Below are 19,660 nucleotides of genomic sequence, written 5' to 3'. Positions count from 1 at the left end.
AGAGATTGATGGAAGTGGTTCAAATTAATACCCCAATAGCAGTGATGTTTGTAGTGTATGCCTTATTAATGCTTTATATAGGTTTTTATTTTTATAAGCAAAATAAAAATTCAGAGGATTATTTTCTAGGTGGGCGTACTATGGGGCCTGTGATATCTGCACTTAGCGCAGGGGCTTCTGATATGAGTGGTTGGCTTTTAATGGGTTTACCAGGAGCTTTATATGTAAGTGGTTTTATAGATTCTTATATTGCAATTGGGCTTACTATAGGAGCTAGTTTAAATTGGATTTTTGTGGCAAAAAGACTTAGAATTTATACCAGTGTGATTGCAAATTCTTTGACTATTCCTGATTATTTTGAAACTCGTTTTGATGATGATAAACATATACTGCGCATTGTATGTGCGGTGGTAATTTTGATATTTTTTACCTTTTATGTTTCATCAGGGCTTGTAAGCGGAGCAAAACTTTTTGAAAGTACTTTTGGTATCAGATACGATTATGCTTTAACTACTGGAACGATTATTATTGTTGCTTATACTTTTTTAGGTGGATATAAGGCGGTTTGTTGGACGGATATGATACAAGGACTTTTAATGATGATGGCTTTAATTATTGTACCTTTGGTTATGCTTTATCATTTAGGTGGTTTTGGTGAAGCGATGAATATAGCAAGAGAAATAAAGCCACAAGCTTTATCTATGGGCGAAGGAGTAGGAATTGTAAGCATTATATCTGCACTTGCTTGGGGTTTGGGTTATTTTGGTCAACCACATATTTTAGTGCGTTTTATGTCGATTCGTTCTACTAAAGATATTCCTATGGCCACTTTTATAGGTATTGCTTGGATGGCGGTTTGTCTTTTAAGTGCTTGTATGATAGGTATTTTAGGTATAGCTTATGTGCATAAATTTGAATTAAGTTTGCAAGATCCTGAAAAGATTTTCATCGTGATGTCGCAGCTTTTATTTAATCCTTGGATAGCAGGTATTTTACTCAGTGCTATTTTAGCGGCTATTATGAGTACGGCAAGTTCACAATTGCTGGTTTCAAGTTCTACTATAGCGGAAGATTTTTATAAAAAGATTTTTAGAGAAGATGCACCAAGTCATATTGTATTAAATTTAGGTAAATTAGGTGTTTTATTGGTAGCTGTAATAGCGTTTTTGATTTCTACTGATAAAAACTCAAGTGTTTTGAGTATAGTTTCTTATGCATGGGCTGGATTTGGAGCTTCTTTTGGTTCTGTAATGCTTTTTTCTTTATTTTGGAGTAGGATGACAAGAGTAGGAGCGATCTTAGGTATGATAACAGGAGCTGCTACTGTGGTGCTTTGGAAGAATTTTGCAAATTCAGGTCTTTATGAAATAGTTCCAGGGTTTTTAGTAGCTTCGGTGGTGATTATTATTGCAAGTTTGTTTACAAATGTAAGATCTGGAACTAAGGCAGCTTATGAAAAGATGTTAAAAGAGCTTTGAGAATAAAAGCCTTTTTTAAGGCTTTTGGATTAAAAATCTTAGTGTGGGTCCACTTTGATCGATTTCAAGCACTTTAAAACCACGGTTTTTTACATCTTGAGGTATGGAATTGATACTTTGTGGGCAATCGCAAAGCACTTCCAAAATTTCTCCACTTTTAAGCTTAGGTAAGACATCAAGTGTTGCTATAGCAGGATAAGGACAAGCTTCACCTTGTAAATTTAAACTATAAGTAATTTTCACTGTTTATCCTTTAAGTTGATTTTTAAAAAAGTGTTTTTTGTAAAATACTACAAAAACAAACATTAAGATGAATAAAATAAGGTTGATAAAAAATCCATTTAAATTGCCAAATTCAGTTAAAAGATTGATTTTTATACCTTCTTTAAAAGCTTTTGGTAAAAAGTCATAACTTAAAGCTAAAATCATAGTTCCTATTATATTTGCAATTCCTACTATTATAAAATGACTTTGTCCTTCAAAGGCACGATAAGTCCAACCACACTCGCAACCTCCGGCAAAAACTATACCAAAACCAAACAAAAATGCTCCCACAGCTACAGCAGGAGAAAGTTCTATGAGTTTGCTAGTATGACCTTGCAAGATAAAAGCAAAAGCGATTAAAGAGGCGATAATCATACCGATTAATGCGCCTTTTATAGCATTATCTCTACCAAATAAAAATAAATCTCTAAAGCAAGAAGTAAAACAAATTTGCCCTCTAGAAATAACAAAGCCAAAAACAAAACCAAAAATCAGTGCTAAAGCTAGAAGACTTTGTTTGTTTTGTGTGCTGATATTGCCATTTGTAAAAACAAGATAAAACACCCAAACTAAAAAGGCTATGAAAAGCAATATGCCTAAGTTAAAATATAATTTTGTACGCAAACTTTGCTTGTTTAACGGCAAGTTTTCTTTATTTACACGTTCTAATTTAGCTTTAGGTTTAAAAAAGGAAGTGTTGCAAATTTTCACTCCTAGATAAATTCCTAAAACCATAAAAACAGTAAAAAGCCAAGTGTGTAAAGAAAAATAAGGTAAACCTGTAAAAAAATTAGCTAAATTGCATCCAAATGCAAGTCTTGCTCCATATCCTGAAAGAATTCCACCTACTATTGCTTGAAAAATTCTTATATTGCTAGCAGGTAGACGAAATTTGACTTTGTTAGCTAAAAGTGCGGCTACTAAACAACCTATAAACATACCTATGAGCATAATACCATCAGTTCTTGTTAAAGGGGTTCCATTTAAATTTTGCTTTTGGTAATAAGAATATCCATCTAAATTCATACCTAAAAGCTCTAAAAACTCGCCACCCCAACGTGTCATTTCTCCAGTAACAGCCCAAACGCCACCAAAAATCCCAAAATACACTGCACTTAAAATTCCAAGTGCAATCATAGAACGGGAATTGTCCCAAAAATTGATTAAATATTTTTGTTTAAAAGAATTCAAAGAAAGATCCTAAAAATGTAATCATCAAAACTTGATGCTAAAAAAGAGTGAGATTATAGCTTAAATTTAATATGAAGTCAAAAAGAATATTGATAAATTTATTTTGTTTTTCATTAAAAATCGCTATAATTATCACTTTGGAAGATTAGCGTATCTGGTGATCGCCACTGACTTCAAATCAGATGAAAGGATAGTTGACTATTCTTTGGGGAGTTCGATTCTCTCATCTTCTCGCCAATATTAAGTAAAATCAAGGAAATTTTTATGAGCAAAGCAGATATTATTGTCGGCATTCAATGGGGCGATGAAGGAAAAGGTAAGGTAGTTGATAAATTATGTGAAAATTATGATTTTGTTTGCAGAAGTGCAGGTGGACACAATGCAGGACATACGATTTGGGTAAATGGTGTAAGATATGCGCTTCATCTTATGCCAAGTGGAGTTTTGCATCCAAGATGTATTAATATTATCGGAAATGGAGTTGTGGTTTCTCCTGAAGTATTGATTGCTGAAATGGCTCAATTTGAAAATTTAAAAGGTAGATTATATATCAGCGATAGAGCTCATTTAAATTTAAAACATCATTCTTTAATAGACATTGCAAAAGAAAAGCTCAAAGGCAAAAATGCCATAGGAACAACAGGTAAGGGTATAGGACCTTCTTATGCAGATAAGATTAATCGTACAGGACATAGAGTTGGAGAGCTTTTAGAACCACAAAGACTTTGCGAGGCTTTGATAAAAGATTTTGAAGCTAATAAAACTTTTTTTGAAATGCTTGAAATTGAAATTCCAAGTGCTGAAGAATTGCTTGCTGATTTAAAACGTTTTAATGAAATTTTAACTCCTTATATTACAGATACTACAAGAATGCTTTGGAAGGCTTTAGATGAAGATAAAAGAGTACTTTTAGAAGGAGCTCAGGGCTCTATGCTTGATATTGATCATGGAACTTATCCTTATGTTACAAGTTCAAGTACTATTTCAGCAGGCGCTTTAACAGGACTTGGGTTAAATCCTAAAGAAGCGGGAAATATTATAGGTATTGTAAAAGCTTATGCAACGCGTGTGGGAAATGGAGCTTTTCCTACTGAGGATAAGGGCGAAGATGGAGAAAAAATTGCGCAAATTGGAAAAGAGATTGGCGTAAGCACGGGACGCAAAAGACGCTGTGGATGGTTTGATGCGGTTGCTGTAAGATATACAGCAAGGCTTAATGGTCTTGATGCTTTATCTTTGATGAAGCTTGATGTTTTAGATGGTTTTGAAAAGATAAAAATTTGTCGTGCTTATGAATATAAGGGTATGGAAATCGACTATATACCAAGTGATTTAGAAAATGTTCAACCTATTTATGAAGAAATGGATGGTTGGGATAAAGTTTTTGGTATAAAAGATTATGATTTATTGCCAGAAAATGCTAAAAAATATATAGCAAGACTTGAAGAGCTTGCAGGGGTTAAGGTAAAGTATATTTCTACTAGCCCTGAAAGAGATGATACTATCATCTTATGAAAAGTAAATATAATTCTGTTGTAAAGGTAAGAAAACAACAACTTGATAAAGCAGAATCAAATCTTAATCAAGCCAAACAAAGACAGCTTGAACATGAAAAAGCTTATGAACTTTCACGCCAAGAGTGTGAAAGTTTAGGCGTATTGCCAAAATCAGGATCTATAGCAGAGTTAAGATCGAATTTAAGTATGGCACAAGTAGGACGCGAGGCTTTGGCAAGAGCTAAGGAGAAAGTAGAACTTTCTAAAAAAGAAATGAATCATTATCAGTTTTTATATCAAAAAGCACATTTAGATTATGAAAAAATGAAGGTTTTAGAAGCCGAGGAAATTAAACAAAAGCAAAAAGAACTTGCTAAGGCTGAAGAAAAATTTTTAGATGAAATTGCAATCAGTCGTTTTTTCAAAGGAGAAAAAGATGATTAAAAAATTTATATTGTTAGTTTTTATTTCAAGTGTAGTTTTTGGAGCTGAACAAGATTGTGAGCAGTATTTTGAAGCTAGAAAAGCTCAAATTGAATTGCAAACTAGAGAATTTGATGAAGCAAGACAATCTTTAGAAGCTTATAAAGCCTCTTTTGAAGCTTTGCAAAAAGAAAGGCTTGAAAATTTAGAAAAAAAAGAGGCTGAGGTTAATGCGACTTTGGCAAAAATTGAAGAATTAAAGCTTGAAAACGCAAGGCTTGTAGAAGAACAACAAAAGATTTTAAATTCAATCAATGATAAAACACAAGGTAGGGTTAAAGAAATTTATTCCCAAATGAAAGATGCAGCCATTGCAGATGTTTTAAGTCAAATGGATGCAGAGGATGCAAGCAAAATAATGCTTTCTTTGGAATCGCGTAAAATTTCAGGTGTTTTATCTAAAATGGATCCAAAAAAAGCTAGCGAGCTTACTTTGCTTTTGAAAAATTTAGATAATAATGCTAGTAATTAGGTGATTAAAATAATGAAAATTTTTCATTTTTAACATTCTTTTACCAAAAATAAGCTATTATTTCAAACATTATCAAATAAAAGGTTTTTAAGATGCGTATAAAATTACCACATATTCCTTATATCGCAAATAAAATGATGTTAGATATAGCTAATTCTTCTTTTGTAGAAATTAAAGATCAATTAGAAAAGCTTAAGGTATGTATAATAGAAGTTTTAGAGAAAGATATTCTAAATGAAAGAAAATTAGATGAAAGAGTAAAAGAGCTTTTAGAGCAACAAGAAGATGAAATGGAGCTTATGCAAGTAGATCGTAAAAATATGTTTTGGCTTGTGAAGAAAAAGTTAGCTCCTGAATTTAATGTGATTTTAGATTCTGAAGATAGACATAATCATCTAGCGCATCAAATTTTAGAAGAACTTGTAGAGAATGATTATATTAATTTTATAGTGAGTGAAAATAGAGTTAAAAATTTAATCTTTTCAAGCATAGAGTCTTATCTTAAAATTTATGAAAAACTTGAAGATGAGGTTTATGAGAAAATTAGCAATTATAAAACAAAACCTATTCCAGGTAGCGAAGAATACGATCTTATCTTTGAAAAACTCTATCAAGAAGAGCTCAGAAAAAAAGGTATGTTTTAATGAAGGCTTATATTTATTTAGAAAATGATATTTTTTTAAGTGCTAAGGCTTTTGGAAAGAGCGGTACTTTTTTTGGAGAGCTTGTATTTAACACTTCTTTAACAGGGTATCAAGAAATTATTTCAGATCCTTCTTATGCAGGGCAATTTATCGTATTTTCCATGCCAGAAATTGGTATAGTGGGAACCAATGAAAATGATAATGAAAGCAAGGAAATTTTTGCAAGTGGTGTTTTAATGCGTGAATTAAGTTCCAGTTTTTCAAATTTTCGCGCTAAAGAAAGTCTGCAAGATTATCTTGAAAAACATGGAAAAATAGGAATTTATGAACTTGATACGAGATATCTAGTAAAAATGATAAGAAATAATGGCAATTTAAGAGCTGTAATTTCAACTGAAATTTCAAATAAAGAAGATTTAAAAATCGCCTTAGAAAAATCAGCAAAAATTGATGAAGTAAATTTTGTAAAAGAAGTTAGCACTAAGAAAAATTATTCTCATAAACAAGGCGTTTGGAACGCTAGTTTTCAAAAATTTAATGATGCTAAAAGAAGTGAGAAAAAAGTTGCTGTTATAGATTATGGTGTTAAAACAAATATCTTAAATGAACTTGTAGAAGTAGGTTTTGAAGTAGAAGTTTATCCATATAATGTTAAAGCAGATGAGTTGATTACTCTGTATAAAAAAGGTGAAATTCAAGGCGTGTTTCTTTCTAATGGTCCAGGTGAGCCAAGGATTTTAAAACAAGAGATTGCAGAGATTAAAAAACTTGCAGAAGCTAAAATTCCTATGCTTGGAATTTGCTTAGGTCACCAGCTTTTAAGTAATGCTTTTGGATATGAAACTTATAAAATGAAATTTGGACAACATGGAGCAAATCATCCTGTGATCAATCTTGATACAAAAACGGTAGAAATTACCGCACAAAATCATAATTATAATGTTCCAGAAGAATTAGCTCAAGTGGCTCATATCACTCATAGAAATTTATTTGGCGATAATGTTGAAGGAGTAAGATATAAAGACTATCCTATTATTTCAGTGCAACATCATCCAGAAAGTTCTTCAGGTCCTCATGAAAGTAAGTATATTTTTAAAGAATTTATGAATTTGATGTGAGTATAGATTTTTTAGCTATTATCAGCGTTGCTTTTTTATCTAGTTTTGGACACTGCTATTCTATGTGTGGTGGTTTTAATTTACTTTTTATAAATTTGAATTCAAAAAGCAATAATTTATTTTTATTAACTTTTATTTATCATTTGTTTAGAATTTTTGCTTATATTGTTTTAGGGATAATTTTTGGGACTTTTGGGAATATCTTGGCAATCAATGCTAAGGTTCAAAGTTTGTCATTTTTTATTCTTGGTATATTTATGATGATTTTGGGTTTTGCTCTTATTTTTAGAGGCAATATGTTATCTTTTATTGAAAATAATGTTTTTTTTGATAGTTTTGTAAAGAAAATTATTAAAAAATCTAAAAATTTTAAAGGATTAAAATCAGCCATATTTTTAGGATTTTCAAATGGTTTTGTTCCTTGTGGATTGGTGTATTTTTTTATAGCCAATGCAATGAGTAAGCAAAATATTTTTGAAGGTATTTTGGTAATGATGATTTTTGGAATATCAACTTTACCTGCGATGTTATTTTTTTCTAAAATTTCACAGTTTTTTAGTGATTTTTTGAAAAATTTATTTAATTATTTATCGTATGGCGTTATTGTTTGTTACGGTATAAATCTTGCCTATATAGGTTTTAAGGCTTTTCAATGAAAGATTTTTTTAAAGATCAGTTTTTTAAAGCTCTTGAAAAAAATACAATTTTTTCAAGAGCTGATGTTCAAGGAAATTTAATTTTTGTCAGTGATAAACTTTGTCAAATAAGTGGATATAGTAAAAAAGAGCTTATAGGAAAAAAACATTCAATATTTAAACATCCAGATGTTGAGGAATGTTATATTGAAGAACTTTTAAAAAAACTTTCATATAAAAAACCTTATCAAGTTATTTTTAAAAATATTGATAAATTAGGCAAAACTTTCTATCTTGAAACTTTATTAATCCCCATATTGGATAAAAATAATGAATTAATAGAAATAGTAGCATTCTCTCATGATGTTAGTAATTCTTTTAAGCTTAATGAAGAGCTTGCTCTAAATCACGCTAAATTAAGAGAATTAAGTATTAATCTTGAAAATACAGTTAAAAATCACCAACAAGAATTTATACAGTTAGGTAAAAAATTTGAGAAAAAAATGCAAATTGCCTTGGAAAAAAATGAAAAAGATATTAAAATAGCATATGAAGAGATTTTGAAATCTTCATTAGAACAAATGATTAGCGATATAGCACATCAATGGAGACAACCGTTAAATGAGCTCGGTATTGCCATGTTTCAAATGAAGCAAAATCTTAAAGATGAAAAAGGATTTGCTGAAATTTACTCACAATCAAAAGATATGATTAAAAATATGTCAGAAACAATTGATGTGTTTAGAACTTTGTTTAACAAAGGAGTAGAGCAGTGTGTATTTATAAAAGAGACTTTAAATAAAGCCTTGGAAATTGCTTTTGAAACTATAGAAAAAAATCATGTAAATATTAATATTGTTTCGAAAAGTGATTATGAAGTTTTGGCATATGAGAATGGTTTAATAAGAGTTTTTCTTAATTTGATTTTAAATTCAATAGAAGCATTTAAAAACAAAAAAAGGAAAATCATAACAATAAATTTTTCAAAATTTGGAAAAAATTATCTGAAAATTACAATAAAAGATAATGCTGGTGGGATTGATAAAGAAAATTTAGATAAAATTTTTCAACCTTATTTTACAACAAAACATCCTAGTCAAGGTATAGGAGTAGGACTTTATATAAGTAGACAAATTATCGAAAGTTTCCAAGGAAAAATAAAAGTTAAAAATGGAAAAGACGGGGCTTGTTTTGAGATATTTTTAAAACTAAAAGAGAGGGTAGAGTAGAAATGTCACAAGAATGTAAAGAATTGATAATATTAGTAGTTGAAGATGAGGTTAAGGCTAGAGAATCAATGATTAATATATTAAGCGAACGCTTTAGTAAAGTAATCGGAGCTCAAAATGGAGATGAGGGGCTTAAAAAATTTAAAAAATTTAAGCCAGATTTAGTTATCACAGATATTGCTATGCCTATTATGGATGGACTGGATATGGCAAGAGAGATTAAAGAAATTTCAGATGATGTTCCAATTGTTGTTCTTAGTGCGTATTCAGAGAAAGAGAGACTTTTGCGTTCTATTGATATTGGTATAGATAAATATTTGATTAAACCTGTTGATATAGAAGAGTTGTTTAAAGTTTTAGATTATCTGATAGGTGAAAAAATTGAAGCAAATATGCTTGTAAAAATTTCTGAAGAATATCAATTTAACAAAACTAAACGAACTTTAATTTACAGTGGTGAAGAAATTGTTTTAACTAAAAAAGAATTGGCTTTTATTTCTTTGCTTTTAAAGCAACCTGGGGCTTTGGTTTTGCATGAAGATATTAAGAAAAATGTTTGGATAGGTGAACATGTGAGCGATACTGCTGTTAGAACTTTTATAAAAAGAGTAAGAGATAAAGTGGGTGAAGATTTTATAAAAAATGTGCCAAGTTTAGGTTATAAGATAAATATCAATAAATAAGACTGATTTAACCTTAAAATATAAAGCATAACAAATGATTAACAAAATTGTTGTTTTTAAGAAAAAATGTATAATTAATATTCTATAATATTCTCTTGTTATCAAAAATTTTAAGGAGAAAGTCGATGCATCCAGGTAATGTATTAAATTACGACTATACGGTTACAAGATATTTTATGTTTGCGACCATATTGTTCGGCATTGTTGGTATGGCTATAGGAACTCTTATAGCTTTTCAAATGGCATATCCTAATTTAAACTATTTAGCAGGAGAATATGCCACTTTTTCAAGACTTAGACCACTTCATACTTCGGGTGTGATTTTTGGTTTTATGCTTTCAGGGATTTGGGCAACTTGGTATTATATAGGTCAGCGTGTTCTTAAAGTGAGTATGGCTGAGTCAAGATTTTTAATGGCTGTTGGTAAGCTTCATTTTTGGCTTTATATGCTTACTATGGTTTTAGCTGTTATATCTTTGTTTATGGGTGTGACTACATCTAAAGAATATGCAGAGCTTGAGTGGCCTTTAGATATTCTTGTTGTTCTTGTTTGGGTTTTATGGGGTGTAAGTATTTTTGGACTTATTGGAATTCGCCGTGAAAAAACCCTTTATATTTCTCTATGGTATTATATAGCTACATTTTTAGGTATAGCTATGCTTTATCTTTTTAACAACATGGAAGTACCAACTTATTTTGTTACTGGAATGGGTAAATGGTGGCATAGTGTATCAATGTATGCAGGAACAAATGATGCTTTAGTACAATGGTGGTATGGACATAATGCTGTGGCATTTGTATTTACTGTGGGTATTATTGCTCAAATTTATTACTTCTTGCCAAAAGAAAGTGGTCAGCCGATTTTCTCTTATAAACTCTCTTTATTTGCATTTTGGGGCTTAATGTTTGTTTATCTTTGGGCAGGTGGTCACCATTTGATTTATTCAACTGTACCTGATTGGATGCAAACTATGGGTTCGGTTTTCTCTGTAGTATTGATTTTACCTTCTTGGGGTTCAGCGATTAATATCTTGCTTACTATGAAAGGTGAGTGGAGTCAGCTTCGCGAGAGTCCGTTGATTAAATTTATGATTTTGGCATCAACTTTCTATATGTTCTCAACACTTGAAGGGCCAATTCTTTCAATTAAATCTGTTAATGCTTTAGCACACTTTACAGATTGGATTCCAGGACATGTTCATGATGGAACATTAGGTTGGGTAGGATTTATGACTATGGCTGCGCTTTATCATATGACTCCTAGAGTTTTCAAAAGAGAGCTTTATAGCAAATCTTTAATGGAAGCTCAATTTTGGATCCAAACCACAGGTATAGTTCTTTATTTTGCTTCAATGTGGATTGCGGGTATTACTCAAGGTATGATGTGGAGAGCGACAGATGAGTATGGTAACTTGCTTTATAGCTTTATTGATACTGTTGTGGCTATTGTTCCTTATTATTGGATTAGAGCGATTGGTGGATTGTTGTATCTTATCGGTTTCTTTATGTTTACTTATAATATTTACAAAACAATTGCTTGTGGAAGAGTGCTTGATAAAGAACCAAAAAGCGCTTCGCCTATGGCAGCATAAAAAGGAGAAAATATGTTTAGTTGGTTAGAAAAAAATCCATTCTTTTTTGCTGTAGCTGTTTTTGTAGTGATTGCTTATGCAGGCATAGTTGAAGTTTTACCAAATTTTGCAGAAAATGCAAGACCAATTGAAGGTAAAAAACCTTATACGGTTTTACAACTTGCAGGGCGTGCAGTATATATTAAAGATAGTTGTAATGCTTGTCATTCACAGCTTATTCGTCCATTTAAATCAGAAACAGATCGTTATGGTATGTATTCTGTAAGTGGTGAATTTGCTTATGATAGACCTTTTCTTTGGGGCTCAAAAAGAACAGGACCTGATCTTGCTCGTGTAGGAAATTATAGAACGGCTGATTGGCATGAAAATCATATGTGGGATCCTACTTCTGTTGTTCCAGATTCTATTATGCCTTCATATAAGCATATGTTTAAAAATAATGCAGATATTGAAACTGCTTATGCTGAGGCTTTAACTGTGAAAAAAGTTTTCAATGTTCCTTATGATGCAGAAAATGGAACAAAACTTGGTTCTTGGGAGGATGCACAAGCTGAAGTAAAAGCTGAAGCTCAGGCTATAGTTGATCAAATGAAAAATCAAGAAGTAAAAGATGCTTTTGCTAAAGGTGAAATCAAAGAAATAGTTGCTTTGATCGCTTATTTAAATAGTTTAAAGTAAGATGATGGAACATTTATCAATAGTTTTTGATGTGATTAAAAATTTAATCACATTTGATTTAGCAACAGTTCAAAAACATGAGTGGGAGATTTTCCAAGGTTATGGTTTTTTTGCACTCGTGATGTTTTTGTCAATAGTATTATATGCGTATTTGTATCATTTATATAGAACAGAAAAAAAAGGCGAGAGAAATTATGAAAATTATGCAAACCTTGCCTTAAAAGATGATATTGATGATAGTGTATTAGAAAGTAAAAGGAGTGCTTAATGCAATGGTTAAATTTAGAAGATAATGTTAATCTCTTATCTTTAATTGGAGCTATTCTTATCATTTTAATCACACTGGTTATTGTGGGTAGAATGTTTAAGCAAATGAAAGAAAAAAAAGGCGAGTCAGAGCTTAGTGAACATAGTTGGGATGGAATAGGAGAGTATAAAAATGCTGTTCCTACTGGTTGGGCTGTGGTATTTTTCCTGACTATTGTTTGGGCTATTTGGTATTTTCTATGGGGATATCCTTTAAATTCTTTTTCAAGTATAGGTCAATATAATGAAGAAGTAGCAACTCATAATACAAAATTTGAAGAAAAATTTAAAAATTTATCTCCTGAAGATAAAATAGCAATGGGTCAAAATATCTTTTTAGTTCAGTGTTCGGCTTGTCATGGAATTACAGGAGATGGTATCAATGGTAAAGCTCAAAATTTAAATATTTGGGGTAGTGAAGAAGGTATAATCAATGTAATTAAACATGGTTCAAAAGGTATGAATTTTCCAGGTGGAGAAATGCTTGGTGCTGCTGATTTAGGTGTAGCAGAAGAAGATATCCCTGCTATTGCTGCTTATGTAGCAAAAGATCTTTCAGCTATTAAGAAAACTGCAAATGAAAATTTAGTAGCAAAAGGTAAAGAAGCTTATGCAACTTGTGCAGCATGCCATGGAGAAGATGGAAAAGGTCAAGATGGAATGTTCCCAGATCTTACAAAATACGGTTCTGCAGCTTTTGTAGTAGATGTTTTACATAGTGGTAAGGCTGGTTTTATAGGAACAATGCCGAGTTTTCCAACACTTAATGATATTCAAAAAGAAGCTGTTGGCGAGTATGTAATTTCTCTTTCAAGGGGTGAATGATGGAAAATAATAATAGATGCGTGTTTTCTCTTTCAGGTGTTACAGGTATGTTAATTGCTACGGTTTTGTTGCTTGCTATCTTAGCAGTTTTAACTATTTGGGGTCTTAAAGCTCAGCAAGAAGTGATGCAAAAGCCATATAGTCTTAAAGATGTACAAAGTGTAAAGATGTTTGGTTCAAAAGAACAAGATCATAGAAGTATAAAGGAAGCACAATGAGTAAGGCTTTGGAATATTTAATTGTTATTGGTTTAGTTGTTGCTGCTGCAATCACCGCTTGGTCGGTTTTGACCGTAAATCATCTTCATATAGGATGAAAAAAATATTACAAGATGGCTTTTTTTTAGCTATCTTCTTCTTTGTTTTATTGCCTTCTAGGGTTTTTGCTCTTGATGCTGTACTTTTTAATGAAAATATTTTAAGTCAAAAAGTAAGTAACGAGATTAATCTTATAGGAAAAGAGCTTTACCAAAAAAGTAATATTTTTATCGGCGTTATGGTTGGTGATAAAACTGAAATTGAAACTTTATTAAATAAACAAAAAGAACTTCCTCAATCTTATATATTGCTTCTTTTGTCAAAAAATTCTCACAAAGTTGATATAGTGGGCTCAAAAGGTGCTTTAGCTTTGATTGATAAAGAAGCTGTGCTTAGTCCTTATCCTGGAACAGGATCTATTTTGCCGATATTAGCTACAAATAAAGGTGATATTTATAATGCTGCTATACTTAATGGTTATGCAGATATTGTAGATCGTGTGGCAAAATCCTTGGGATTACAATTAGAACATTCTATAGGTAATGCAAATCGTGATACTATCAATATTTTAAGAATACTTATCTATGGATTTATTTGCTTTGCATTGTTATACTATGCACAAAGAAGAATAAAGAGGAAAAAAAATGTTAGAAACTAAAAAAAGTTTTTGGCCTTATGGTATTTTGCTTTCACTTTTGGCTATAATTATTGCTTGTATTGTAACGATTTTTATAGCAAGTCACCATCCTGTGTATGAGGATGATTTTTATTTTGACTCTTATCAAAATGTTGAAAATAATTACAATCAAATACAAAAACAACAAGTAAATTTTGATAAATTTTTTAAAGTAAATTTTCAAAATGATAAAATCACTTTTATAGGTAAAAGAAAAATTCCTAGTTATGAAGTGGATCAAAATTCCTATGTTGCAAATTTTAAAATTTCTGCATTACAAAATATAAATTCTAATGATTTAAAAGTTCAAGTTCTTCTTACAAGACCATTCACTAAAAATTTTGATCAAAAGTTAGAAGGACAAGTTAAAAATGGAATTTTAAGTATCGCTTTACCTAAATTAGATAAAGGTAGATGGGAGCTTAAGCTAAAGTTTTATGCAAATCAAGAAACAGTGGGTTTTTTTAGCTACGAATTAAATGCTCAATGAAATTAAGAATTTTTAGCTCTTCAAGGCAAATTAGAGAATATTATAATCAAAAAAAACAGCAAAATGCTTTATTAGATAGTGCTATTCATATAGGTGAATTTTTAGATAAAGTTTGTTTGAGCAATTTTCATAAAGCAAGTTCTTATGAAAGTTTGCTTTTAATGCAAGAAGCTTGTCTAAAAAGTAAGGATTTAGAAAAAAAACTAGGAATTTCGGTAGAATTTTTTGCTTTTTTGAAAAATAACGAATATCTTTTTTCTTTTTTTAAAGAACTGAGTTTGGAAAAAAAAAGCATAGAAGATCTTAAAAACAATGATTATTATGCCACCTATAATGAACATTTGGAAATTTTAGATGAGGTATATAAGAATTATCTTGCTTTGCTTGAAAAGAATTCTTTTTATGATGATCTTTCTTTACCTAAAAATTACACTCTTAATAAAGATTTTTTAGATGAGTATGAAGCTATAGTTTATGATTTGCAAGGTTTTTTAAGTAAATTTGAAGAAAATTTATTAAGTGAAATTTCTCAGATTAAAGAAGTGGTTTTAAGTTTTAAAACGAGTAAATTTAATCTTGAATATCTTTTAAAACTTGATTTTTTAAAAATATTTGATTTAAAAATAAACACTCATTATGAAATCAATCTTTCAAAACAAGAGATCTTAAAAGAAGAAATTTTTAAAACAAAAAATTCAAAAATGAAACTCAAATCTTTTGAATTAAGGGCTTTGCAATGTGCTTTTGTTATGGATGAAATTTCACATTTTGTACGCAAAGGTTTAAAGCCTGAAAATATTGCAGTTATAACTCCAGATGAAAGTTTTTGTGAGTTTTTAAGACTTTTTGATAAAGACAATATGCTTAACTTTGCAAGTGGAATTAGTATTAAAGAGAGTTTGTTTTATCAAAAATTTCAAGCACTTTATGAAAGTGCTAGTAGTGCTTCTTTTGTCTATAAAAATCAAGAGGATTATTTTGAAGACACGCAGATGATTTTTGATTATCACAATACGCTTTTACATTCTTTAAAACTTGATTTTATAGAGTTTAAAAAGTATTTTGATGAGAAATGTGATTTTGAATATTTTGAAAAATTACTTGCTTTGTTTTTAGAAAATGAAAAGCAAGAGCTTATTTATTTGATACGAAAAGAACTTTATTTTATTAAAGATTTATTGAAAAATCAGTCTTTAACTCTTAAAGAGTTGATCCATCTTTTTTTCATGCAAATTTCACAACTTTCCCTTAGTGATGTAGGTGGAGGTAAGGTTACGGTAATGGGACTTTTAGAAAGTCGTGGGCTTTGTTTTGATGGAGTGATTTTGGTTGATTTTAATGAAGAATTTATTCCTAAAAGAAGTGTTAATGAGCTTTTTTTAAACAATGAAGTGCGTAAAAAAGCAGGATTGATTAGCTATGATAGAAGAGAAAATTTACAAAGATTTTATTATGAAAGCTTGATGAAGAATGCTTTAGAAGTAAGTATTTGCTTTGTGGAAAATGAAGAAAAAAGCAAATCACGTTTTTTAGATGAACTTGATTTTGACTTTTTTTATGAAACTCATATCCACCAAAAAGCTTATCTTAATGCTTTAAAATTAGACTATGAAGGCATAAAACCTAATCTAACTCCTATAAAAGCTCCTATTTTAAAGCATAATCCTTTCGAGTTTCCGCTTTCTTTTAGTCGTTTTAATTTATTGGAAAATCAAAAAAGAACTTATTATTATCGTTATATTTTAAATTTAGCAGAACCTAGGGTTTTAAGCGAGGAAAGCAAAGCGAAAAATCAAGGAAATTTTATCCATAAAATGCTTGAAATTTATTATAAAAATTATGCAAATAATAATTTTGATATAAAAGTTTTTGCAAATTTATTGGATAAAGAATATCAAAAATACAATATCAGTGAACTTGATCTTGAAGTATTTAAATTAAAATTTATACAATTTGCTAAAAATGAAAAAGAGCATTTTTCAAAAGGCTTTTATGTCGCACATACAGAGCTTGAGTTAAACAATATTTTAAAGCTCGGAACAGATAGTATAAAACTTAAGGGTACTATAGATCGTATCGATAGTTCAAAAGAAGGTAATTTGATTATTGATTATAAAAGTGGAAAAGTGCCAAGTAATTCTTATCAACTTGCTTTTTACCAAGCTTTATATGATGAAAATGCAAGCGTGGGTTTTTATGATTTAAATAGTATGCAAATATTGCATCAAAAAGCCAAAAGTTTAGATGAGCTAAGAGAAAGACTTAAAGATTTAGTTCTTATGAGTAAGGAAGAAATAGAGTTTGAAAATGAACAAGATGAGTATTGTCCTTATAAACTCATTTATAAAAAGGAATTAAAATGAGTCAATTTGAGCCTTTTTTGGCATTAGAAGCGAGTGCAGGAAGCGGAAAAACCTTTGCCTTGAGTGTGCGTTTTGTAGCACTTATTTTAAAAGGAGCTAGGATTAATGAAATTTTAGCTTTAACTTTTACCAAAAAAGCTGCTAATGAAATGCAAAAAAGAATTATTGAGACTTTTTTAAATTTAGAAAAAGAAAATAAAACCAGTGAATGCAATGAACTTTGCAAGCTTTTAGGTAAAGATAAAGAAGAGCTTATTTCTTTAAGAGATGCTAAAAAAGAAGAATTTTTAAGAACAGAGTTAAAAATTAGTACTTTTGATGCTTTTTTCGGAAAAATTTTGCGTGTTTTTGCTTTAAATTTGGGCTTAAGTAGTGATTTTACAATGAGTGAAGAGAGGCTTGATGTAAGAGAGATTTTTTTAAAACTTCTTAAAAAAGATGAATTAAAAGATTTGGCTTATTACATTAATTTAGTTGATGAGAAAGAAAATTTTTTTAACGAGCTTGAAAAATTTTATGAGAATGCTTATTTTCAAAATCGTCCTAAAATTCCAAATCCATCTAAAGCTTATATCAATAAAGCTTATAGTGAGTTAAGAAGTTATTGTTTGGGTCTTACTCATGTAAAAAATTATAAAAATTTGTGTGACAATTTCAAAAGTGAAGTTTTAGATTTATCCGTGTTTATGCAATCAAGTTTTATGACAAAATTTGAAAGTACAAAATATTTACAAGATTTAGAAAGTACTAACTTGCATTTTAGTGCAAAAAGAATGGAGCTTATAAATGCTTTAAATACTTATGCTATAGAGCTTGAAAATTATAAAATTGCTAATTTAATGAATCTTTTAAATCATTATAGTGAAGCTAAAAATATATTTCATAAAGATAAAAATACCTTAAATTTCCAAGATGTGAGTAAAAAAGTTTATGAGTTAATAACCAGTGAATTTAAGGATATGATTTATTTTCGTTTAGATGGTTTTATTTCGCATTTGCTTATTGATGAATTTCAAGATACAAGCGTGATCCAATATCAAATTTTACGCCCTTTGATCGCTGAGCTTGTTTCAGGAGAAGGGGTTAAGAAAAATCGCACTTTTTTTTATGTAGGAGATAAAAAACAAAGTATTTATCGCTTTCGTAAAGGAAAAAAAGAATTATTTGATTTGTTAAAACAAGAATTTAGTCAAATTAAAAGTGATAATTTAAATACTAATTATCGTTCTAAAGAGCTTTTGGTTGATTTTGTTAATGAAACTTTTAAAGAAAAAATCAAAGATTATAAAGAACAATTTGCCTTAGAAAGTAAAAAAGGCGGTTTTGTGCGTATTGTGGAGTCTAAGGAACAAAAGGTTAAAAACCAAGCCCAAGAAATTAAGGAAAAGACTTTAGAAACTTTATTTGAGCAAATTAATTTTTTAAGATCTAAAAATATTTCTTATGATGATATTTGTATTTTGTGTTGGAAAAATAGCGATGCAGATATGGTTTTGGATTTTTTAAGAGAGCAAAATATTCCCGCATTTACTCAAAGTAATGTTTTGCTTGAAAATAAAGCAAGTGTAAGACTTGTTTTAGAATATGCTAAATATTGTATTTTTGGTGATGAGTTTTACTTGGTATTTTTAAAGGAACTTTTAGGTTTTGAGCCGAGAAAAATTACCCTTGATTTTTCAAAAAATGCTATGGAAAATGTACTTTTTTTAATAAAAGAATTAAAACTTGATTTAAATGATATCGCTTTAATACAATTTATCGAATATGCTAAAACTAAGGAGAATTTTTTAAAGCTTTTATTTGAGCCTTGTGCTTTGAAAATAGTAAGCGAACAAAATATGGGAATTAGTATTATGAGTGTGCATAAATCTAAGGGTTTGGAATTTGATCATGTGATTTTACTTGATAGTTTATCTAAAAACAATTCAAACAATGAAGATATCATGCTTGAATATGATATCAATCAAGGTTGGCAACTCCATATTAAAGATAAAATTCGAGAGCTTACTAAAGAGCCTATTTATACTCTTTTTAAAGAAAATATTACAAGAGCAAATTATGAAGATGATATTAATAAACTTTATGTGGCTTTTACAAGAGCTAAGGAAAGTTTGATCATCATAAAAAGAAATGAAGAAAGTGTAAATGGAAATTATCCAAGTTATTTTAAGGGGGGATTTTTAAATATACATTCTCAAGAGAGAGGTTTTTTAGAAAGCAAAGAACAAATTTTAAGCGTTAAAAAAGAAAGCATTCAAACTTTGCAAAAATTTGAAAAAATTACCTTGCAAGAAATTCAAAGCGAAGAAAGGCTTGATAGTAAAGAACTATATTTTGGAAATGCTTTTCACTTTTTTATGCAAAATTTAAAACTTCCTAAGGGTGAAAATTTTCAAATACTTACTCAAAGATGCAAGAGTAAATTTAGACATTTTTTAGATGAGAGTGATTTTGAAAAGCTTTTTAAAAGAATTGAAATTTTACTTAAAAATATTCAATTTCAAAATTTGATTGGTGATGGAAAGCTTTTAAAAGAACAAGCTTTGAGTTTTAATGGAGAAATTAAACAATTAGACTTGCTTGCTTTAAAAGATGAAGAAGCTTTTATAATTGATTATAAAACAGGTCTTGCTATGCAAGATAAACATAAAGAGCAGGTAGGAACTTATAAGATCGCCATTAGTGAAATTTTGCAAAAAGATAAAGTGCGTGCTTTTATAGTTTATTGTTTGGAAAATGAAATTCAAATTTTGGAAATATAAACTTTATTTTTACTTAAA

General features: G+C 29.8%; 21 protein-coding genes and 1 tRNA gene. 20 read left to right on the top strand and 2 right to left on the bottom strand.

Translation table 11 applies throughout. From position 1 onward, the window contains the following. Nucleotides 1–8 precede the first annotated feature (8 nt). Nucleotides 9–1,478: a sodium/proline symporter PutP gene (gene putP, locus FBF06_RS08360; RefSeq protein ID WP_211160158.1), complete on the top strand. Its 1,470-nt coding sequence runs from the start codon at nt 9–11 to the stop codon at nt 1,476–1,478. 15 nt (nt 1,479–1,493) lie between these two features. Here the strand turns inward: putP and yedF are convergent, their stop codons facing one another. Further along, the gene (yedF, locus tag FBF06_RS08355) at nt 1,494–1,721 is read right to left on the bottom strand and encodes a sulfurtransferase-like selenium metabolism protein YedF (RefSeq protein WP_002851188.1); all 228 of its coding nucleotides are present in this window, start codon (nt 1,719–1,721) and stop codon (nt 1,494–1,496) included. Nucleotides 1,722–1,724: 3 nt separating this feature from the next. Next, the gene (gene yedE / locus FBF06_RS08350; protein ID WP_002851361.1) at nt 1,725–2,933 is read right to left on the bottom strand and encodes a selenium metabolism membrane protein YedE/FdhT; all 1,209 of its coding nucleotides are present in this window, start codon (nt 2,931–2,933) and stop codon (nt 1,725–1,727) included. A gap of 139 nt (nt 2,934–3,072) precedes the next feature. Here yedE and FBF06_RS08345 point away from each other — a divergent pair. The 19 genes from FBF06_RS08345 (at nt 3,073) to FBF06_RS08255 (ending at nt 19,642) form a co-directional block, all read left to right on the top strand. After that, nucleotides 3,073–3,170, top strand: a tRNA-Sec gene (locus FBF06_RS08345). Nucleotides 3,171–3,197: 27 nt separating this feature from the next. Continuing rightward, nucleotides 3,198–4,448: an adenylosuccinate synthase gene (locus FBF06_RS08340; protein WP_002855302.1), complete on the top strand. Its 1,251-nt coding sequence runs from the start codon at nt 3,198–3,200 to the stop codon at nt 4,446–4,448. Beyond that, on the top strand, nt 4,445–4,873 hold the full coding sequence (locus tag FBF06_RS08335) for a flagellar export protein FliJ (RefSeq protein ID WP_002797496.1): 429 nt from the start codon (nt 4,445–4,447) through the stop codon (nt 4,871–4,873). The genes FBF06_RS08340 and FBF06_RS08335 overlap by 4 nt, the downstream gene beginning before the upstream one ends. After that, a complete protein-coding gene (locus tag FBF06_RS08330; protein WP_002851265.1) occupies nt 4,866–5,384 on the top strand; it encodes a MotE family protein in 519 nt (172 codons plus the stop codon). Before FBF06_RS08335 ends, FBF06_RS08330 begins: the two co-directional genes overlap by 8 nt. 92 nt (nt 5,385–5,476) lie before the next feature. Further along, entirely contained in the window at nt 5,477–6,028 is a 552-nt protein-coding gene (locus FBF06_RS08325) for a DUF507 family protein (RefSeq protein ID WP_002851269.1), read from the top strand. Further along, nucleotides 6,028–7,146: a glutamine-hydrolyzing carbamoyl-phosphate synthase small subunit gene (carA, locus tag FBF06_RS08320; RefSeq protein ID WP_002851156.1), complete on the top strand. Its 1,119-nt coding sequence runs from the start codon at nt 6,028–6,030 to the stop codon at nt 7,144–7,146. Before FBF06_RS08325 ends, carA begins: the two co-directional genes overlap by 1 nt. After that, nucleotides 7,143–7,802, top strand: a complete 660-nt coding sequence (locus FBF06_RS08315) for a sulfite exporter TauE/SafE family protein (RefSeq protein WP_002867237.1) — start codon at nt 7,143–7,145, stop codon at nt 7,800–7,802. The genes carA and FBF06_RS08315 overlap by 4 nt, the downstream gene beginning before the upstream one ends. After that, nucleotides 7,799–9,010, top strand: a complete 1,212-nt coding sequence (gene bumS / locus FBF06_RS08310; protein WP_002851243.1) for a butyrate sensor histidiine kinase-like phosphatase BumS — start codon at nt 7,799–7,801, stop codon at nt 9,008–9,010. The genes FBF06_RS08315 and bumS overlap by 4 nt, the downstream gene beginning before the upstream one ends. A 2-nt stretch (nt 9,011–9,012) precedes the next feature. Further along, nucleotides 9,013–9,693 carry a butyrate response regulator transcription factor BumR gene (bumR, locus tag FBF06_RS08305; protein WP_002858876.1) on the top strand — a complete coding sequence of 227 codons (681 nt, stop codon included), beginning with the start codon at nt 9,013–9,015 and terminating at the stop codon, nt 9,691–9,693. Nucleotides 9,694–9,818: 125 nt separating this feature from the next. Next, a complete protein-coding gene (gene ccoN, locus FBF06_RS08300; RefSeq protein WP_002860335.1) occupies nt 9,819–11,285 on the top strand; it encodes a cytochrome-c oxidase, cbb3-type subunit I in 1,467 nt (488 codons plus the stop codon). Nucleotides 11,286–11,297: 12 nt separating this feature from the next. Next, nucleotides 11,298–11,963 (top strand): cytochrome-c oxidase, cbb3-type subunit II, encoded by a 666-nt coding sequence (gene ccoO / locus FBF06_RS08295; protein ID WP_002851187.1) that lies wholly within the window; start codon nt 11,298–11,300, stop codon nt 11,961–11,963. A 4-nt stretch (nt 11,964–11,967) separates the two neighbouring features. After that, nucleotides 11,968–12,231, top strand: a complete 264-nt coding sequence (locus FBF06_RS08290; RefSeq protein ID WP_002804842.1) for a cytochrome c oxidase, cbb3-type, CcoQ subunit — start codon at nt 11,968–11,970, stop codon at nt 12,229–12,231. Next, entirely contained in the window at nt 12,231–13,094 is an 864-nt protein-coding gene (locus tag FBF06_RS08285; protein ID WP_002851306.1) for a cbb3-type cytochrome c oxidase N-terminal domain-containing protein, read from the top strand. Before FBF06_RS08290 ends, FBF06_RS08285 begins: the two co-directional genes overlap by 1 nt. Next, nucleotides 13,091–13,312, top strand: coding sequence for a DUF4006 family protein (locus tag FBF06_RS08280; RefSeq protein WP_002858873.1), 222 nt, complete (start codon nt 13,091–13,093; stop codon nt 13,310–13,312). Before FBF06_RS08285 ends, FBF06_RS08280 begins: the two co-directional genes overlap by 4 nt. Continuing rightward, nucleotides 13,309–13,410, top strand: coding sequence for a hypothetical protein (locus FBF06_RS08275; protein ID WP_002858872.1), 102 nt, complete (start codon nt 13,309–13,311; stop codon nt 13,408–13,410). The genes FBF06_RS08280 and FBF06_RS08275 overlap by 4 nt, the downstream gene beginning before the upstream one ends. After that, nucleotides 13,407–14,009 carry a hypothetical protein gene (locus tag FBF06_RS08270; RefSeq protein ID WP_002851454.1) on the top strand — a complete coding sequence of 201 codons (603 nt, stop codon included), beginning with the start codon at nt 13,407–13,409 and terminating at the stop codon, nt 14,007–14,009. Before FBF06_RS08275 ends, FBF06_RS08270 begins: the two co-directional genes overlap by 4 nt. Beyond that, nucleotides 13,996–14,517, top strand: a complete 522-nt coding sequence (locus FBF06_RS08265; RefSeq protein WP_002851150.1) for a FixH family protein — start codon at nt 13,996–13,998, stop codon at nt 14,515–14,517. Before FBF06_RS08270 ends, FBF06_RS08265 begins: the two co-directional genes overlap by 14 nt. Continuing rightward, on the top strand, nt 14,514–16,880 hold the full coding sequence (locus FBF06_RS08260) for a PD-(D/E)XK nuclease family protein (RefSeq protein WP_002923421.1): 2,367 nt from the start codon (nt 14,514–14,516) through the stop codon (nt 16,878–16,880). The genes FBF06_RS08265 and FBF06_RS08260 overlap by 4 nt, the downstream gene beginning before the upstream one ends. Continuing rightward, the gene (locus FBF06_RS08255; protein ID WP_004314265.1) at nt 16,877–19,642 is read left to right on the top strand and encodes a RecB-like helicase; all 2,766 of its coding nucleotides are present in this window, start codon (nt 16,877–16,879) and stop codon (nt 19,640–19,642) included. Before FBF06_RS08260 ends, FBF06_RS08255 begins: the two co-directional genes overlap by 4 nt. The last annotated feature ends 18 nt before the right edge of the window (nt 19,643–19,660 follow it).

It is taken from the genome of Campylobacter sp. CFSAN093227 (genome assembly GCF_012897855.1).
Classification (GTDB): Bacteria; Campylobacterota; Campylobacteria; order Campylobacterales; family Campylobacteraceae; genus Campylobacter_D; species Campylobacter_D jejuni.
The sequence above is the reverse complement of the archived record's forward strand: the minus strand, read 5'-3'. Positions and strand labels throughout refer to the sequence as shown.

Coding starts and splice junctions, on each gene's coding strand:
- FBF06_RS08265 (WP_002851150.1), top strand. CDS start 13,996: ATGTTAGAAACTAAAAAAAGTTTTTGGCCTTATGGTATTTTGCTTTCA.
- FBF06_RS08260 (WP_002923421.1), top strand. CDS start 14,514: ATGAAATTAAGAATTTTTAGCTCTTCAAGGCAAATTAGAGAATATTAT.
- FBF06_RS08280 (WP_002858873.1), top strand. CDS start 13,091: ATGATGGAAAATAATAATAGATGCGTGTTTTCTCTTTCAGGTGTTACA.
- FBF06_RS08340 (WP_002855302.1), top strand. CDS start 3,198: ATGAGCAAAGCAGATATTATTGTCGGCATTCAATGGGGCGATGAAGGA.
- FBF06_RS08335 (WP_002797496.1), top strand. CDS start 4,445: ATGAAAAGTAAATATAATTCTGTTGTAAAGGTAAGAAAACAACAACTT.
- ccoN (WP_002860335.1), top strand. CDS start 9,819: ATGCATCCAGGTAATGTATTAAATTACGACTATACGGTTACAAGATAT.
- FBF06_RS08325 (WP_002851269.1), top strand. CDS start 5,477: ATGCGTATAAAATTACCACATATTCCTTATATCGCAAATAAAATGATG.
- FBF06_RS08290 (WP_002804842.1), top strand. CDS start 11,968: ATGGAACATTTATCAATAGTTTTTGATGTGATTAAAAATTTAATCACA.
- putP (WP_211160158.1), top strand. CDS start 9: ATGGAAGTGGTTCAAATTAATACCCCAATAGCAGTGATGTTTGTAGTG.
- FBF06_RS08285 (WP_002851306.1), top strand. CDS start 12,231: ATGCAATGGTTAAATTTAGAAGATAATGTTAATCTCTTATCTTTAATT.
- FBF06_RS08255 (WP_004314265.1), top strand. CDS start 16,877: ATGAGTCAATTTGAGCCTTTTTTGGCATTAGAAGCGAGTGCAGGAAGC.
- bumS (WP_002851243.1), top strand. CDS start 7,799: ATGAAAGATTTTTTTAAAGATCAGTTTTTTAAAGCTCTTGAAAAAAAT.
- FBF06_RS08275 (WP_002858872.1), top strand. CDS start 13,309: ATGAGTAAGGCTTTGGAATATTTAATTGTTATTGGTTTAGTTGTTGCT.
- ccoO (WP_002851187.1), top strand. CDS start 11,298: ATGTTTAGTTGGTTAGAAAAAAATCCATTCTTTTTTGCTGTAGCTGTT.
- FBF06_RS08330 (WP_002851265.1), top strand. CDS start 4,866: ATGATTAAAAAATTTATATTGTTAGTTTTTATTTCAAGTGTAGTTTTT.
- bumR (WP_002858876.1), top strand. CDS start 9,013: ATGTCACAAGAATGTAAAGAATTGATAATATTAGTAGTTGAAGATGAG.
- FBF06_RS08270 (WP_002851454.1), top strand. CDS start 13,407: ATGAAAAAAATATTACAAGATGGCTTTTTTTTAGCTATCTTCTTCTTT.
- carA (WP_002851156.1), top strand. CDS start 6,028: ATGAAGGCTTATATTTATTTAGAAAATGATATTTTTTTAAGTGCTAAG.